Source organism: Roseateles aquatilis (assembly GCF_002205645.1).
GTDB lineage: Bacteria > Pseudomonadota > Gammaproteobacteria > Burkholderiales > Burkholderiaceae_C > Roseateles > Roseateles aquatilis.
Map to the genome: position 1 here is coordinate 348,952 of NZ_NIOF01000005.1, position 14,225 is coordinate 363,176.

Consider the following 14,225-nt stretch of genomic DNA (forward strand, 5'->3'; position numbering starts at 1 on the left):
GCTCGGCAGGCACGAAAGAATTAACGCGAGTACAACTCAACGATCAGCGATTCGTTGATCTCGGCGCCGAACTCGTCGCGATCCGGAGCCTTCTTGAAGACACCTTCCAGCTTGGTCGCGTCGACCGCCACCCAAGCGGGCAGGCCGATCGATTCAGCCAGCTTCAGGCTGTCCACGATGCGGAGTTGCTTCTTGGACTTCTCGCGCACGGCGACCACGTCGCCGGCCTTGACCAGGTACGACGCGATGTTCACGACTTCACCGTTCACGGTGATGCTCTTGTGCGAGACGAGCTGGCGAGCTTCTGCACGGGTCGAACCGAAGCCCATGCGATACACGACGTTGTCCAGGCGCGATTCCAGCAGAACCAGCAGGTTCACGCCGGTCGAACCCTTGCGGCGCTCGGCTTCGGCGAAGTAGCGGCGGAACTGACGCTCCAGCACGCCATACATGCGCTTGACCTTTTGCTTCTCACGCAATTGCAGACCGAAGTCAGACGTGCGCTGACCCGAGGTGCGGCCATGCTGACCCGGCTTGGTGTCGAACTTCGCCTTGTCGCTGATGGCGCGGCGGGCGCTCTTCAGGAACAGGTCGGTGCCTTCACGGCGGGAAAGTTTGGCCTTCGGGCCGAGGTAACGTGCCACTTTGCGTGTCCTTCATCAATCTAACGCGCGCCCGGAGACATTCCGAGCATCGCGCGAGTCCGGCCAGTGTTTTTGTAGGCTCGGACGGTGGGCTTCAAGAAGTCGTGTGACTTCTGCGGTGCCGGCGTTGCCACCGGTTCGCGCTGAGCTTGCGTTTCCGCCAGCTTCAGCAAAACGGCCGGCTGGCACTTGCGCGCCAGCCGGCTGGATCAAAACGAATCCAAGATTATCGCATCAAACGCGACCGCTTAGATGCGGCGACGCTTCTGCGGACGGCAGCCGTTGTGCGGCACCGGGGTCACGTCGGAGATCGAGTTGATGCGGATGCCGAGCGCAGCCAGGGCACGCACCGACGATTCGCGACCCGGGCCGGGGCCCTTGATCTTCACGTCCAGGTTCTTGATGCCTTGTTCTTGAGCGGCGCGGCCTGCCACTTCGGCAGCCACCTGGGCCGCGAAGGGGGTCGACTTGCGCGAGCCCTTGAAGCCTTGACCACCGGAGGAGGCCCAGGACAGCGCACCACCCTGACGATCTGTGATCGTGATGATGGTGTTGTTGAACGAAGCGTGAACGTGAGCGATGCCGTCGGCAACGTTCTTACGAACCTTCTTACGAACGCGCTGGGCAGCCGAGTTATTGGGTGCTTTTGCCATGGTGAGCTTTCTTCAGGTTGCCGCGGATTACTTCTTGCCGGTGGCGGCCGACTTGCGCGGACCCTTGCGGGTACGAGCATTCGTGCGGGTGCGTTGTCCACGCACCGGCAGGCCACGACGATGGCGGAAGCCGCGATAGCAACCCAGGTCCATCAGACGCTTGATGTTGATGGACATCTCGCGACGAAGGTCGCCTTCGATGGTCATGCGGCCCACTTCCTCACGGATCTTTTCCAGATCGGAGTCGTTGAGGTCCTTGACCTTCTTGTCAAACGGAATGCCGCAGGTCGTGCAGATCTTCTGAGCGGTCGTACGGCCAATGCCATAGATCGCGGTCAAACCGATCTCGGTGTGCTTGTGCGGCGGAATGTTGATACCAGCAATACGTGCCATGTGCGTCCTCTAATTCGCTTGCAGTCGGGCGGCCAATCAGCCTTGGCGCTGCTTGTGGCGCGGGTCGGTACAGATCACACGCACCACGCCGTTGCGACGGATGATCTTGCAATTGCGGCACATCTTCTTGACGGATGCCGAAACTTTCATGGTCTGCTCCTTGACCTACAGTGTTCGCTCAATCAGCGTAAATCCGGGGGTTGCTAAAAAGCTCACTTCGCCCGGAACACGATGCGAGCACGACTCAAATCGTACGGTGTCAATTCAACGGTCACCTTGTCACCAGGAAGGATGCGGATGTAGTGCATGCGCATCTTCCCGGAGATGTGACCGAGAACAACATGACCGTTCTCCAGCTTGACTCGAAAGGTTGCATTGGGGAGGTTCTCGAGGATCTCGCCCTGCATCTGAATGACGTCATCTTTCGCCATACCTTCGACACTTGCTGGATTGGGTCCAAATATTTTCTCTGGTCAGTAGTCTGGTGCTTCAGTTGGCCTTAAAGCTGGCCTTCTTCAGCAACGACTCATACTGTTGGCTCATCACATAGGACTGGACCTGGGCCCAGAAGTCCATCGTGACAACCACGATGATCAACAGCGACGTGCCACCGAAGTAGAACGGGACGTTGTACTTCAGCGTCAAGAACTCAGGCAGCAGGCACACACCGGTGATGTACACCGCACCCGCCAGCGTCAAGCGCGACAGGATCTTGTCAATGTGCCGGGCCGTCTGGTCCCCAGGACGGATCCCGGGAATGAACGCACCGCTCTTCTTCAGGTTGTCTGCTGTCTCACGACTGTTGAACACCAGCGCCGTATAGAAGAAGCAGAAAAACACGATCGCGGCCGAATACAGCAGCACATAGATCGGTTGCCCTGGGCGAAGCATGTCCGCGATGTCCTTCAGCCAGCGCATGCTGTCACCGGTCGCGAACCAGCTCACCAACGTCGTGGGCAGCAGGATGATCGACGACGCGAAGATCGGCGGAATCACACCCGACATGTTCAGCTTCAGCGGCAGATGCGAGCTCTGACCACCGTAGACCTTGTTCCCGACCTGGCGCTTGGCGTAATTCACCAGAATCTTGCGCTGACCACGCTCAACGAACACGACCAAGTAGGTCACGCCGATGATGATCGCGATCACGACCAGGCAGGAGATCACGCTCATGGCGCCGGTACGGACCAACTCCAGCAGGCCACCGATGGCGCCTGGCAGACCTGCGGCGATACCACCGAAGATCAGGATGGAGATACCGTTGCCCAGACCGCGCTCGGTGATTTGCTCACCCAGCCACATCAGGAACATCGTGCCCGCCACCAAGCTGGTGACCGCGGTGACGCGGAAACCGAAACCAGGGTTCAGCACCAGACCCGGAGAGCTTTCCAGAGCGAAAGCAATGCTCAAGCTTTGGAAGATCGCCAGGCCCAAGGTGCCGTAGCGCGTGTACTGCGTGATCTTGCGACGTCCGGACTCGCCTTCCTTCTTCAGCGCTTCCAGGCTCGGCACCACGTACGTCATCAGCTGCATGACGATCGAGGCCGAGATGTAGGGCATGATGCCCAGCGCGAAGACGGTGAAGCGCGAGAGCGCACCGCCCGAGAACATGTTGAACAGGCTCAGGATCCCACCCTGCTGACCCTTGAACAGCTGCTGAAGCTGGGCTGGATCGATACCGGGCACCGGAATATGAGCGCCGATGCGGTAGACGACCAGCGCCAGTACCAGGAACACAAGGCGGCGACGCAGGTCGCCGAACTTGCCGCTCTTGGCCAACTGGGATGCGTTGTTTGCCACTGCTGCCTAGTCCTGTGCTTGGCTGTTAAGCGACCGAGCCGCCAGCTGCCTCGATGGCAGCCTTCGCGCCAGCGGTCACGCCCAGGCCCTTCAGAGACACCTTGCGGGTGATCTCGCCGGACTTGATGACCTTGACCGCCTTGGCGAGCTCGGACACCAGACCGACAGCCTTCAGCGTCAGCAGGTCGATCTCGTCACCAGCCAGTTGCTGCAGCTCCGACAGGGTCACTTCAGCATTGAACGGACGGGCCAGCGACTTGAAACCACGCTTGGGCAGGCGGCGCTGCAGCGGCATCTGACCGCCTTCGAAACCGACCTTGTGGAAGCCACCGGCTCGCGACTTCTGACCCTTGTGGCCACGACCCGCAGTCTTACCCAGACCGGAGCCAATGCCACGGCCCACGCGACGCTTGGCGTGCTTGGCACCAGCGGCGGGCTTGATGGTGTTGAGTTGCATCTTGTATTCCTCGTAGGTGCCGTGCTTACAGCACCTGCACCAGGTAGGCGATCTTGTTGATCATGCCGCGCACTGCGGGCGTATCTTCCAGCGTCTTCGTGCTGTTCAGCTTACGCAGACCCAGACCGACCACCGTCGCACGGTGATCAGCACGGCAGCCGATGGGGCTGCGGACCAGCTTGACCGTGAGAGTTTTCTTTTCAGACATCTCTAGCTCCTGGCGATCAGTTGAAGATCTCTTCAACCGTCTTGCCGCGCTTGGCCGCCACTTGGGCGGGCGTGGAGCAGCGCTTCAGCGCGTCCAGCGTGGCACGGACCATGTTGTACGGGTTGGTCGAACCATGACTCTTGGTCACGATGTCGGTCACGCCCATCACTTCGAAGACAGCGCGCATGGGGCCGCCGGCGATCACGCCGGTACCGGCCGGAGCCGGTGCCATGATCACGTACGCCGCGCCGTGCTCACCCACCACGTTGTGCTGGATGGTGCCATTGCGCAGAGCGACCTTGACCATGTTGCGGCGGGCCGATTCCATCGCCTTTTGCACGGCGACGGGCACTTCCTTGGCCTTGCCCTTGCCCATGCCGATACGGCCATCGCCATCACCGACCACGGTCAGCGCGGCGAAAGACAGCGTGCGGCCACCCTTCACAACCTTCGTGACGCGGTTGACCGCGATCATCTTTTCCTTCAGGCCGTCGTCGTTGCCTTCGGTCTGAGCGCGGGGTTGAAACTTTGCCATTTCCTAATCCTTTGAGCGTCAGAACTGCAGGCCGGCTTCACGCGCGGCTTCAGCCAAGGCCTTGACACGACCGTGGTAGGCGAAGCCCGAGCGGTCGAACGCAACCTTCTCGACGCCAGCGGCCTTCGCCTTCTCGGCGATGCGCTTGCCGATCAGGGCGGCGGCGGCAACGTTGCCACCCTTGCCACCCAGCTGGGTGCGAACGTCTTTCTCGGCGGTCGAAGCGCTGGCCAGCACGCGCTGACCGTCTTCGGAGATCACCGAGGCGTAGATGTGCAGGTTCGAGCGGAAGACCGTCAGACGGGCCACGCGCTGCAGAGCGATGCGGGCACGCGTTTGGCGCGAACGACGCAGGCGTTGTTCCTTCTTGTTCAGCATGGCGCGGCTCCTTACTTCTTCTTGGTCTCTTTGAGGGAGACCTTCTCATCGCTGTAACGGATGCCCTTGCCCTTGTAGGGCTCCGGCGGACGAATCGCGCGCACTTCTGCAGCGATCTGGCCGACGACTTGGCGATCCGCACCCTTGATGAGGATTTCGGTCTGGGTCGGGCACTCGACCTTGATACCCGCAGGCATGTCCTTCACCACGGGGTGAGAGAAACCGATCTGCAGATTCAACTTCTGACCCTGAGCTTGGGCACGGAAGCCCACGCCAACCAGGTTCAGCTTCTTTTCGAAGCCCTTGCTGACACCGTTGACCATGTTGGCCAACAGCGCTCGCATCGTGCCGCTCATCGCGTCGGCTTCAGCCGACTCGCTGTTCGGGACGAAGGTCAGCTTGCCGCTTTCCAACTTGACCGTGACCAGAGGGTTCACAGCCACGAACAGGGTGCCCTGGGGACCCTTGACGCTGATCTTGTCAGCGCTGATCGTCACTTCCACGCCTTGCGGGACGACGACCGGCATTTTTCCTACGCGGGACATTGTCTGTCTCTCCTTGCGCTTAGGCGACGTAGCAAAGCACTTCGCCGCCGACACCGGCTTGGCGCGCCTTGCGGTCGGTCATCACACCCTTGGGGGTGGTGACGATCGCCACACCCAGGCCATTCATGACCTGAGGAATATCGTGGCGGCCCTTGTAGATGCGCAGGCCGGGACGGCTCACGCGCTCGATGCGCTCGATCACCGGACGGCCGGCGTAATACTTCAGCGCGATCTCGAGCTCCGGGCGGGCAGCATCGCCACGCACCGCGAAGTCATCGATATAGCCTTCATCCTTCAGGACCTTGGCGATCGCAACCTTCAGCTTCGACGAAGGCATCACGACGCTGGCCTTCTCAACGCTCTGGGCGTTGCGAATGCGGGTCAGCATATCGGCGATAGGATCACTCATGCTCATACGAAATCTCCTAAACCTGCCGATTACCAGCTGGCCTTGACGACACCGGGGATGTCGCCTTTGAAGGCCAGCTCACGAATCTTGTTACGGGCCAGACCGAACTTACGGAAGGTGCCACGCGGGCGGCCAGTCAGTTCGCAGCGATTACGCTGGCGGGTCGGGTTGGCGTTACGGGGCAGCTTCTGCAGCTCCAGGCGGGCCAGATAGCGCTCTTCATCGGACTTCTTGCTGTCGTCGATGATGGCCTTCAGTTCCGCGTACTTCTTGGCGTACTTGGCGACCAGTTGGGCGCGCTTCAGCTCACGTTGCTTGATCGAGAGTTTTGCCACGGGTGACCTCAGTTCTTGAACGGGAACTTGAACGCAGCCAGCAATGCCTTGGCTTCGTCGTCCGTCTTGGCCGTCGTCGTGATGCTGATGTTCAGACCACGCAGAGCATCCACCTTGTCGTATTCGATTTCGGGGAAGATGATCTGTTCCTTGACGCCGATGTTGTAGTTGCCGCGGCCGTCGAACGAACGACCCGAGATACCGCGGAAGTCGCGGACGCGCGGCAGAGCCACGGTCACGAAGCGGTCCAGGAATTCGTACATCGTGGCGCCGCGCAGGGTCACCATGCAGCCGATAGGCACGCCATCACGAATCTTGAAGCCGGCAATCGCCTTCTTCGACTTCGTGACAACCGGCTTTTGGCCGGCGATCTTCGTCAGGTCACCGACCGCGTGGTCCATGACCTTCTTGTCGGCCACCGCTTCGCTCACACCCATATTCAGCGTGATCTTGGTGATGCGGGGCACTTCCATCACGGACTTGTAGCCGAACTTCTCGGTCAGGCCAGGCACAACTTTTTCGCGATAGAACGCTTGCAAACGAGTCATGTCTAACCTCTTAAGCCTTGATCTCTTCGCCGGTCGACTTGAACACGCGCATCCGCTTGCCATCAGCAGCGAGCTTGATGCCCACGCGATCGGCCTTACCGGAAGCGGCGTTGAAGATCGCCACGTTGGATTGATGGATGGGCATGGACTTGTCGACGATGCCGCCAGTCGTTCCCTTCAGGGGGTTCGGCTTGACGTGCTTCTTGACAACGTTAATACCCTCGACCAACACGTGGTCGATGTCGACGCGCAGCGTCACGGTGCCGCGCTTACCCTTGTCGCGGCCGGTCAGAACGATGACCTCGTCGCCTTTGCGAATCTTGTTCATGGCAATACCTTTGTGAGCAGGGCTTAGAGCACCTCAGGCGCCAGCGACACGATCTTCATGAAGCGCTCGGTACGCAGTTCACGCGTGACCGGGCCGAAGATGCGGGTGCCGATAGGCTCCAGCTTTGCATTCAGCAGCACGGCGGCATTGCCGTCGAACTTGACCAAGGAGCCATCTTGGCGACGCACGCCCTTGGCGGTGCGAACGACGACGGCGTTGTAAACCTCGCCCTTCTTGACGCGGCCACGCGGTGCGGCCTCCTTGATGCTGACCTTGATGATGTCGCCAATATGGGCATATCGACGCTTGGAACCGCCAAGCACCTTGATGCACATGACGGACTTGGCGCCAGTGTTGTCCGCGACGTCAAGTCGCGATTGCATTTGGATCATGTCTGTCCCCAACTTTTCCCGCTCAGGCAACTGCGACCATCGCAGCCATCCAGAGCGGTCAGTCTTGGGCCCGTAAGCCATTCACCTGTCGCTTAGCGGCGACCCGCGTCTGGCCTTCATGGGCAAGAAACCTAGAACCGAAAGCGGCCGTCCCGTGCGAAACACAGAACCCGTCGAGCGACGGCACCACCTTTCGGCGAAGCTGTGGATTATGCAGCGAGCACAATCCGCTTGTCAACTAGACGTTGAGCGCGTCAGAGAGAACGCGCCTGTGCCAACATCGTTTCCGCATCGCTCACTTCGAACTTGCCTGGAGCCTCGATGTTCAGCGTCGCAACCACGCCGTCCTTCACCAGCATCGAATAGCGCTGCGAACGCAGGCCCATGCCACGACTCACGAGGTCCAGCGTCAGGCCAACAGCCTGCGTGAAAGCCGCACTGCCATCGGCCATCATTCGCACGTTGCCCGCAGTCTTCTGGTCCCGCCCCCACGCCCCCATCACGAAGGCGTCGTTCACGGACACGCACCAGATCTCGTCGACCCCCGCCGCCCGCAGCTCGTCCGCCTTGGCCACGTAGCCCGGCACGTGCTGAGCGGAACACGTCGGAGTAAAGGCCCCCGGCAGCGCGAAGATCGCAATGGTCCGGCCCGTGGTGAGCTTCTCGATATCAAACGTATTGGGACCCAGCGAGCAACCGCCGCCCTCGACTTCAATGAACTCCTGAAGATTGCCCGCTGGCAAACGATCGCCCACTTTCAGCATGTCACGCTCCTGATTGGTGTTGATGGTCGGTGCGGCAGTGTCTGCCGCGAAAAAGAAAATGGCCGGAGACCGATTCACCGGCACTCCAGCCATTTTGCAACCGGAACAGTCTCCTGCCCCGATTCAACAGTATCGCCGCGCACGCACGCGGCATCGCGATCAGACCAATTGCGCCTTCTCGACCAGGCGGGTCACGACCCAGCTCTTGGTCTTGGACAGCGGACGGCCTTCGGCGATCTCGACGACGTCACCCATCTTGTACTCGCCCTTTTCGTCATGGGCGTGGTACTTGCGGGAGCGCGCCACGATCTTGCCGTACAGCTCATGCTTGGCACGACGCTCGACCAGCACGGTGACGGTCTTGGCGCGCTTGTCGCTGACAACACGACCGACCAGGGTGCGGGTGTTTTTCTCTTGAGCTTGCGTCATTTCGCGGCTCCCTTCTTCTCGGCCAGAATGGTCTTGGCGCGGGCGATGTCGCGACGCGTCTGGCCCAACACCGTGGTGTTGGTCAGTTGTTGCGTCGCCTTTTGCATGCGCTGACCGAAGTGAGCCTTCAGCAGGTCGTTGACTTCCTTTTCGAGGGCAGCCACGTCCTTGGCGCGCAGTTCAGATGCTTTCATGGGGTTCTCCAATCAGGCGCCGAGCTGGCGGGTCACGAAGGTGCAACGCAGGGGCAGCTTGGCAGCGGCCAGCGTGAACGCCTCGCGCGCCAGAGCCTCGGGCACACCATTGATCTCGTAGAGCACCTTGCCGGGCTGGATCTCAGCCACGTAGTACTCCGGATTGCCCTTACCGTTACCCATACGGACTTCGGCGGGCTTTTGCGAGATCGGCTTGTCCGGGAAGATGCGGATGAAGATCCGGCCACCGCGCTTGATGTGGCGCGAAATGGCACGGCGAGCCGCTTCGATCTGACGAGCCGTGATCCGGCCGCGCTCGGTGGCCTTCAGGCCGAAGTCACCGAAAGCGACGGTCGCGCCGCGGGTCGCAACACCAGTGTTGCGGCCCTTTTGCTCCTTGCGGTATTTGCGACGAGCAGGTTGCAGCATGTCTTATTCTCCTTTGGCCTCGCCGCCGGCAGCGGCGGGCTTACGCACCACACGCTTGGCAGCGGGCTTGTCGCCGCCTTCGGCGGGCTTGTCGCCACGACCACGGCCACCCGGAGCGCCCGGACGGGCGTTGCGGCGCGGACGACGGTCATCTTCGGCACCCGGGGGGGTGTTGATCACGGGAGCCTCGCCATTGGCCAGACGATCGCCGCGATACACCCACACCTTCACGCCAATCACGCCGTAGGTGGTCTTGGCTTCGGAGAAGCCGTAATCAATGTCGGCCTTCAGGGTGTGCAGCGGCACACGACCTTCGCGATACCACTCGGTACGAGCGATTTCGATGCCGTTCAGACGGCCGGCAGACATGATCTTGATACCCTGAGCGCCCAGACGCATCGCGTTCTGCATCGCACGCTTCATGGCGCGACGGAACATGATGCGCTTTTCCAGCTGCTGGGTGATCGAGTCAGCGATCAGTTGAGCATCGATTTCAGGCTTGCGCACTTCTTCGATGTTCACTGCCACCGGCACGCCCAGACGCTTGGTCAGCTCGGCCTTCAGGTTCTCGATGTCCTCGCCCTTCTTGCCGATCACGACACCCGGACGAGCCGAGAAGATCGTGATGCGGGCGTTCTTGGCCGGACGCTCGATCAGGATGCGCGAAACGGCGGCGTTCTTCAGCTTGGCCTTCAGAAACTCGCGCACTTGCAGATCTTCGGCCAGCATGCTGGCGAAGTTCTGGTTGTTCGCGTACCAGCGCGACGCCCAGTTACGGGTGACGGGCAGGCGGAAGCCAGTCGGATGAATTTTCTGTCCCATAGTCTTCCTTCAGGCTCAGTTGCCGACGGTCACGTAGATATGGCAGGTCGGCTTGCTGATGCGATTGCCGCGGCCCTTGGCCCGCGCGGAGAACCGCTTCAGCGTGGTGCCTTGCTCCACGTAGATCGAAGTGACCTTCAACTCGTCAATGTCGGCACCGTCGTTGTGCTCAGCATTGGCGATCGCCGATTCCAGCGCCTTCTTGATGATCAGCGCAGCCTTCTTCTGGGTGAACTCCAGGATGTTCAGCGCTTGATCCACCTTCTTGCCGCGGATCAGGTCCGCCACGAGGCGGCCCTTATCAAACGACAGGCGGACGCCACGAACGATTGCTTTGGTTTCCATCGTCGTCATCCTTACTTCTTCCCGGCCTTCTTGTCGGCCGGGTGGCCCTTGAAGGTGCGGGTCAGAGCGAATTCACCCAGCTTGTGACCGACCATCTGGTCAGACACATAGACCGGCACGTGCTGCTTGCCGTTGTGCACGGCGATCGTCAGACCGATGAACTCGGGCAGGATCGTCGAGCGACGCGACCAGGTCTTGATGGGCTTCTTGTCCTTGTTGGCAACGGCCTTATCGACCTTCGCCTGCAAGTGGTGATCCACGAAGGGACCCTTTTTGAGGGAACGAGCCATGTTGGTCTACCCCTTACTTCTTGCGACGCGAGACGATGAAAGTCTGCGTGCGCTTGTTGTTGCGAGTGCGGTAGCCCTTCGTCAGGGTGTTCCACGGCGACACAGGGGCCTGACCTTCACCCGTACGACCCTCACCACCACCGTGCGGGTGGTCGACCGGGTTCATGGCGGTACCACGCACGGTCGGGCGGATGCCCTTCCAGCGGATGGCACCGGCCTTGCCGTACTGGCGCAGGCTGTGCTCTTCGTTGCTCACTTCGCCGATGGTGGCGCGGCAATCGATATGCACGCGGCGGACTTCGCCAGAGCGAAGACGCAGCTGAGCGTACACACCGTCACGCGCCATCAGCACCACCGAAGTACCTGCGGAACGAGCGATCTGAGCACCCTTGCTCGGCAGCATTTCCACGCAGTGGATCGTCGAACCCACCGGAATGTTGCGAATGGGCAGCGTGTTGCCAACCTTGATCGGAGCCTCGGCACCGCTCAGGATCGTGGAACCCACTTCCAGATTGCGCGGGGCAATGATGTAGCGACGTTCGCCGTCGGCGTAGCACACCAGAGCGATGTGTGCCGTGCGGTTCGGGTCGTACTCGATGCGCTCAACCTTCGCCGGGATGCCGTCCTTGTTGCGGCGGAAGTCCACCACGCGATAGTGGTGCTTGTGACCACCACCCTTGTGACGCATCGTGATGTGACCGTTGTTGTTACGGCCAGACTTTTGCTTCTGGGGCTCGAGCAGCGAAGCCTCGGGAGCGCCCTTGTGCAGGTGCTTGTGCACCACCTTCACCACGCCACGACGGCCTGGCGAAGTCGGCTTGACTTTAACGACGGCCATTACGCAGCCTCCCCGGAGAAGTTGAGCTCCTGGCCAGCCTTCAGCGACACATACGCCTTCTTGACGTGGTCGCGACGGCCCTGACGGCCACCGAAGCGCTTGGTCTTGCCCTTGACGTTCACGACGTTCACCGCATCGACCTCGACCTTGAACATCAGTTCAACGGCAGCCTTGATCTCGGGCTTCGTGGCGTCGCGCAGGACCTTGAACAGGACTTGGTTGTGCTTTTCACCAGCCATCGTGGCCTTTTCGGACACGATCGGAGCGAGCAGCACCTTGGCCAGACGGCCTTCAGCAAACTTGGGCGCGCTCATGCCAGCATCTCCTTCAGTTGCTCGATCGCAGCCTTCGTCACCAGGACCTTCTTGTAGAAGACCAGCGACAGCGGATCGACATAGCGCGGCTCGACGACCAGCACGTTGGCCAGATTGCGCGAAGCCAACAGCAGGTTGTCATCGACCTGGTCGGAGATCACCATCACGTGATCCAGACCCATCGCGTTGAGCTTCGATGCCAGCAGCTTGGTCTTGGGCGCTTCGACCGAGATCGAGTCGATCACGGCCAGACGACCTTCGCGAGCGAGCTGCGACAGGATGGCAACCATGCCGGCGCGATACATCTTCTTGTTCAGCTTGTGCGAGAAGTTCTCGTCAGGCTTGTTCGGGAAGATGCGACCGCCCCCACGCCACAGCGGCGAGGAGGTCATACCAGCACGGGCGTTGCCGGTGCCCTTCTGACGGAACGGCTTCTTCGTCGAGTGACGAACTTCAGCGCGGGTCAGCTGAGCGCGGGTACCTTGGCGGGCATTGGCCTGATAGGCCACGACCACCTGGTGCACCAGGGCTTCGTTGTAGTCACGAGCAAAGAGGGTATCGGGAGCGTCGACCTTCGACGTCGCCTGACCCTGCTCATTGAGGAGCTCGAGTTGCATCAGTTGGCTCCCTTCTTGACCTTGACCTTGACGGCCGGACGGATCACGACGAATCCTTCCTTCGCGCCAGGAACGGCTCCACGAACCAGCACCAATTGGCGAGCCTCGTCGATGCGAACGACATCCAGGTTCTGGACGGTCACGGTGACGTCGCCGAGATGACCCGACATCTTCTTGCCAGGGAACACGCGGCCAGGATCCTGCGCCATCGAGATGGAGCCGGGAACGTTGTGCGAACGGCTGTTACCGTGGGAGGCGCGCTGCGAACTGAAGTTGTGGCGCTTGATGGTGCCCGCGAAGCCCTTACCGATGGACGTACCTTGCACGTCAACCTTCTGGCCCGCTTCGAACAGCGTGGCCGGCACTTGCGCGCCAGCCTTGTATTCGGCCGCGACAGCGGCTTCGACACGGAATTCTTTGAGGATTTGACCGGCTTCGACGCCAGCCTTGGCGAGGTGACCCGCTTCAGGCTTGGTGACGCGGGACGCCTTACGCGCGCCGTAAGTCACTTGGATGGCGCTGTAGCCGTCGATTTCTTCGGTCTTGACCTGGGTCACGCGGTTGTTGGACACGTCCAGCACGGTCACGGGAACGGTATCACCGTCGACCGTGAACACACGCATCATGCCCACCTTGCGGCCCAGCAATCCGAGACGATTGCTAAGACTCATGGTTTTCTCCTGACCTCCAACCACCTCGACGGAGACACCGCCAAGATCGCTTGAAGTCATTTCACACACCCGACATCGGTTGGCCGGGCTGACAAAGCAGCGATTGATTCGAACACCCAGAGTAAAGGCCCGGACGCCCTCATCGCTCGATGCGACGACACCGCGCCGGATGACTCCAACGCGGAAAAGCTGGCGAGTATAGCCCCAATGCTGCTTAAGCCGCAAGGCCGGACCGCGGGCAAGTGCTTGTCACGCGCTAAAAAAAAGCGACCCGAAGGTCGCTTTTGAGATGTCCAGGGCAGCTTTTCGTTGCCCTGACGCGCCGCAAGTTACTGCAGCTTGATCTCGACGTCCACACCTGCCGGCAGGTCCAGCTTCATCAGCGCGTCCACCGTCTTGTCGGTCGGATCGACGATGTCCATCAGACGCTGGTGGGTACGGATTTCAAACTGGTCACGCGAGGTCTTGTTGACGTGCGGCGAACGCAGGATGTCAAAACGCTCCTTGCGGGTCGGCAGGGGCACCGGGCCCTTGACGATCGCGCCGGTTCGCTTGGCGGTTTCCACGATTTCCAGAGCCGATTGGTCGATCAGCTTGTAGTCGAAGGCCTTCAGCCGGATGCGGATCTTTTGCTTGGTAGACATGACTTTTCCTTCAAAGAGCGACGCAATGCCAACGGCATTGCGGAGGCAGCTATTGGCGCCGCCGAGTGTCGAGCCCGCCATCCCACCGAAGCGGGTGGCGACCTTCACCGATACCCGACGGGTACCAGCAAAAGAGTTACTCGATGATCGTTGCCACGACGCCCGAGCCGACGGTGCGACCGCCTTCACGGATGGCGAAGCGCAGACCTTCTTCCATGGCGATCGGAGCGATCAGCTTCACGG

General features: G+C 60.8%; 29 protein-coding genes. All 29 read right to left on the reverse strand.

Annotated elements, in window-relative coordinates; translation table 11 throughout:
• Window positions 1–20 precede the first annotated feature (20 nt).
• The gene (gene rpsD, locus CDN99_RS14215; protein ID WP_088385512.1) at window positions 21–644 is read right to left on the reverse strand and encodes a 30S ribosomal protein S4; all 624 of its coding nucleotides are present in this window, start codon (window positions 642–644) and stop codon (window positions 21–23) included.
• Window positions 645–892: 248 nt separating this feature from the next.
• Window positions 893–1,297 carry a 30S ribosomal protein S11 gene (rpsK, locus tag CDN99_RS14220; RefSeq protein ID WP_056194196.1) on the reverse strand — a complete coding sequence of 135 codons (405 nt, stop codon included), beginning with the start codon at window positions 1,295–1,297 and terminating at the stop codon, window positions 893–895.
• A gap of 27 nt (window positions 1,298–1,324) precedes the next feature.
• The gene (gene rpsM, locus CDN99_RS14225; RefSeq protein ID WP_088385513.1) at window positions 1,325–1,690 is read right to left on the reverse strand and encodes a 30S ribosomal protein S13; all 366 of its coding nucleotides are present in this window, start codon (window positions 1,688–1,690) and stop codon (window positions 1,325–1,327) included.
• A 36-nt stretch (window positions 1,691–1,726) separates the two neighbouring features.
• Complete coding sequence (gene rpmJ, locus CDN99_RS14230) at window positions 1,727–1,840, reverse strand: 50S ribosomal protein L36 (protein ID WP_058933616.1); 114 nt, start codon at window positions 1,838–1,840, stop codon at window positions 1,727–1,729.
• A 62-nt stretch (window positions 1,841–1,902) separates the two neighbouring features.
• On the reverse strand, window positions 1,903–2,121 hold the full coding sequence (gene infA / locus CDN99_RS14235; RefSeq protein WP_009855680.1) for a translation initiation factor IF-1: 219 nt from the start codon (window positions 2,119–2,121) through the stop codon (window positions 1,903–1,905).
• 58 nt (window positions 2,122–2,179) lie between these two features.
• A complete protein-coding gene (secY, locus tag CDN99_RS14240; protein ID WP_088385514.1) occupies window positions 2,180–3,490 on the reverse strand; it encodes a preprotein translocase subunit SecY in 1,311 nt (436 codons plus the stop codon).
• Window positions 3,491–3,515: 25 nt separating this feature from the next.
• Window positions 3,516–3,947 carry a 50S ribosomal protein L15 gene (rplO, locus tag CDN99_RS14245; RefSeq protein ID WP_088385515.1) on the reverse strand — a complete coding sequence of 144 codons (432 nt, stop codon included), beginning with the start codon at window positions 3,945–3,947 and terminating at the stop codon, window positions 3,516–3,518.
• Between the two features lie 25 nt (window positions 3,948–3,972).
• Window positions 3,973–4,155 carry a 50S ribosomal protein L30 gene (gene rpmD / locus CDN99_RS14250; RefSeq protein ID WP_088385516.1) on the reverse strand — a complete coding sequence of 61 codons (183 nt, stop codon included), beginning with the start codon at window positions 4,153–4,155 and terminating at the stop codon, window positions 3,973–3,975.
• Between the two features lie 16 nt (window positions 4,156–4,171).
• Complete coding sequence (rpsE, locus tag CDN99_RS14255) at window positions 4,172–4,690, reverse strand: 30S ribosomal protein S5 (protein ID WP_088385517.1); 519 nt, start codon at window positions 4,688–4,690, stop codon at window positions 4,172–4,174.
• 18 nt (window positions 4,691–4,708) lie between these two features.
• A complete protein-coding gene (rplR, locus tag CDN99_RS14260) occupies window positions 4,709–5,068 on the reverse strand; it encodes a 50S ribosomal protein L18 (RefSeq protein WP_088385518.1) in 360 nt (119 codons plus the stop codon).
• Between the two features lie 11 nt (window positions 5,069–5,079).
• Window positions 5,080–5,613 carry a 50S ribosomal protein L6 gene (gene rplF / locus CDN99_RS14265; RefSeq protein ID WP_088385519.1) on the reverse strand — a complete coding sequence of 178 codons (534 nt, stop codon included), beginning with the start codon at window positions 5,611–5,613 and terminating at the stop codon, window positions 5,080–5,082.
• 19 nt (window positions 5,614–5,632) lie between these two features.
• On the reverse strand, window positions 5,633–6,028 hold the full coding sequence (gene rpsH, locus CDN99_RS14270; RefSeq protein WP_058933609.1) for a 30S ribosomal protein S8: 396 nt from the start codon (window positions 6,026–6,028) through the stop codon (window positions 5,633–5,635).
• Window positions 6,029–6,051: 23 nt separating this feature from the next.
• On the reverse strand, window positions 6,052–6,357 hold the full coding sequence (gene rpsN, locus CDN99_RS14275; RefSeq protein ID WP_067065192.1) for a 30S ribosomal protein S14: 306 nt from the start codon (window positions 6,355–6,357) through the stop codon (window positions 6,052–6,054).
• Window positions 6,358–6,365: 8 nt separating this feature from the next.
• The gene (gene rplE, locus CDN99_RS14280) at window positions 6,366–6,905 is read right to left on the reverse strand and encodes a 50S ribosomal protein L5 (protein WP_088385520.1); all 540 of its coding nucleotides are present in this window, start codon (window positions 6,903–6,905) and stop codon (window positions 6,366–6,368) included.
• 10 nt (window positions 6,906–6,915) lie between these two features.
• Window positions 6,916–7,233, reverse strand: a complete 318-nt coding sequence (gene rplX, locus CDN99_RS14285; RefSeq protein WP_088385521.1) for a 50S ribosomal protein L24 — start codon at window positions 7,231–7,233, stop codon at window positions 6,916–6,918.
• Window positions 7,234–7,256: 23 nt separating this feature from the next.
• On the reverse strand, window positions 7,257–7,625 hold the full coding sequence (gene rplN / locus CDN99_RS14290; RefSeq protein WP_058933605.1) for a 50S ribosomal protein L14: 369 nt from the start codon (window positions 7,623–7,625) through the stop codon (window positions 7,257–7,259).
• Between the two features lie 254 nt (window positions 7,626–7,879).
• A complete protein-coding gene (locus CDN99_RS14295) occupies window positions 7,880–8,389 on the reverse strand; it encodes a peroxiredoxin (RefSeq protein WP_088385522.1) in 510 nt (169 codons plus the stop codon).
• Between the two features lie 159 nt (window positions 8,390–8,548).
• Complete coding sequence (rpsQ, locus tag CDN99_RS14300) at window positions 8,549–8,818, reverse strand: 30S ribosomal protein S17 (RefSeq protein WP_058933603.1); 270 nt, start codon at window positions 8,816–8,818, stop codon at window positions 8,549–8,551.
• Window positions 8,815–9,012: a 50S ribosomal protein L29 gene (gene rpmC, locus CDN99_RS14305; protein WP_088385523.1), complete on the reverse strand. Its 198-nt coding sequence runs from the start codon at window positions 9,010–9,012 to the stop codon at window positions 8,815–8,817. The genes rpsQ and rpmC overlap by 4 nt, the downstream gene beginning before the upstream one ends.
• A gap of 12 nt (window positions 9,013–9,024) precedes the next feature.
• A complete protein-coding gene (gene rplP, locus CDN99_RS14310) occupies window positions 9,025–9,441 on the reverse strand; it encodes a 50S ribosomal protein L16 (protein ID WP_088385524.1) in 417 nt (138 codons plus the stop codon).
• Between the two features lie 3 nt (window positions 9,442–9,444).
• Window positions 9,445–10,263, reverse strand: coding sequence for a 30S ribosomal protein S3 (gene rpsC, locus CDN99_RS14315; protein WP_088385525.1), 819 nt, complete (start codon window positions 10,261–10,263; stop codon window positions 9,445–9,447).
• A gap of 15 nt (window positions 10,264–10,278) precedes the next feature.
• Window positions 10,279–10,608, reverse strand: a complete 330-nt coding sequence (gene rplV, locus CDN99_RS14320) for a 50S ribosomal protein L22 (RefSeq protein WP_058937144.1) — start codon at window positions 10,606–10,608, stop codon at window positions 10,279–10,281.
• A gap of 11 nt (window positions 10,609–10,619) precedes the next feature.
• Window positions 10,620–10,898, reverse strand: a complete 279-nt coding sequence (rpsS, locus tag CDN99_RS14325; RefSeq protein ID WP_067065180.1) for a 30S ribosomal protein S19 — start codon at window positions 10,896–10,898, stop codon at window positions 10,620–10,622.
• Between the two features lie 13 nt (window positions 10,899–10,911).
• Window positions 10,912–11,736: a 50S ribosomal protein L2 gene (gene rplB, locus CDN99_RS14330; protein WP_088385526.1), complete on the reverse strand. Its 825-nt coding sequence runs from the start codon at window positions 11,734–11,736 to the stop codon at window positions 10,912–10,914.
• Window positions 11,736–12,050 carry a 50S ribosomal protein L23 gene (gene rplW / locus CDN99_RS14335; RefSeq protein WP_088385527.1) on the reverse strand — a complete coding sequence of 105 codons (315 nt, stop codon included), beginning with the start codon at window positions 12,048–12,050 and terminating at the stop codon, window positions 11,736–11,738. The genes rplB and rplW overlap by 1 nt, the downstream gene beginning before the upstream one ends.
• A complete protein-coding gene (rplD, locus tag CDN99_RS14340; RefSeq protein WP_088385528.1) occupies window positions 12,047–12,667 on the reverse strand; it encodes a 50S ribosomal protein L4 in 621 nt (206 codons plus the stop codon). Before rplD ends, rplW begins: the two co-directional genes overlap by 4 nt.
• Window positions 12,667–13,338: a 50S ribosomal protein L3 gene (gene rplC / locus CDN99_RS14345; protein ID WP_088385529.1), complete on the reverse strand. Its 672-nt coding sequence runs from the start codon at window positions 13,336–13,338 to the stop codon at window positions 12,667–12,669. The genes rplD and rplC overlap by 1 nt, the downstream gene beginning before the upstream one ends.
• Window positions 13,339–13,667: 329 nt before the next feature.
• Window positions 13,668–13,982, reverse strand: coding sequence for a 30S ribosomal protein S10 (gene rpsJ, locus CDN99_RS14350; protein ID WP_067278868.1), 315 nt, complete (start codon window positions 13,980–13,982; stop codon window positions 13,668–13,670).
• A gap of 136 nt (window positions 13,983–14,118) precedes the next feature.
• On the reverse strand, window positions 14,119–14,225 hold a 107-nt coding region (locus CDN99_RS14355), incomplete at its 5' end, for an EF-Tu C-terminal domain-related protein (RefSeq protein ID WP_088385530.1).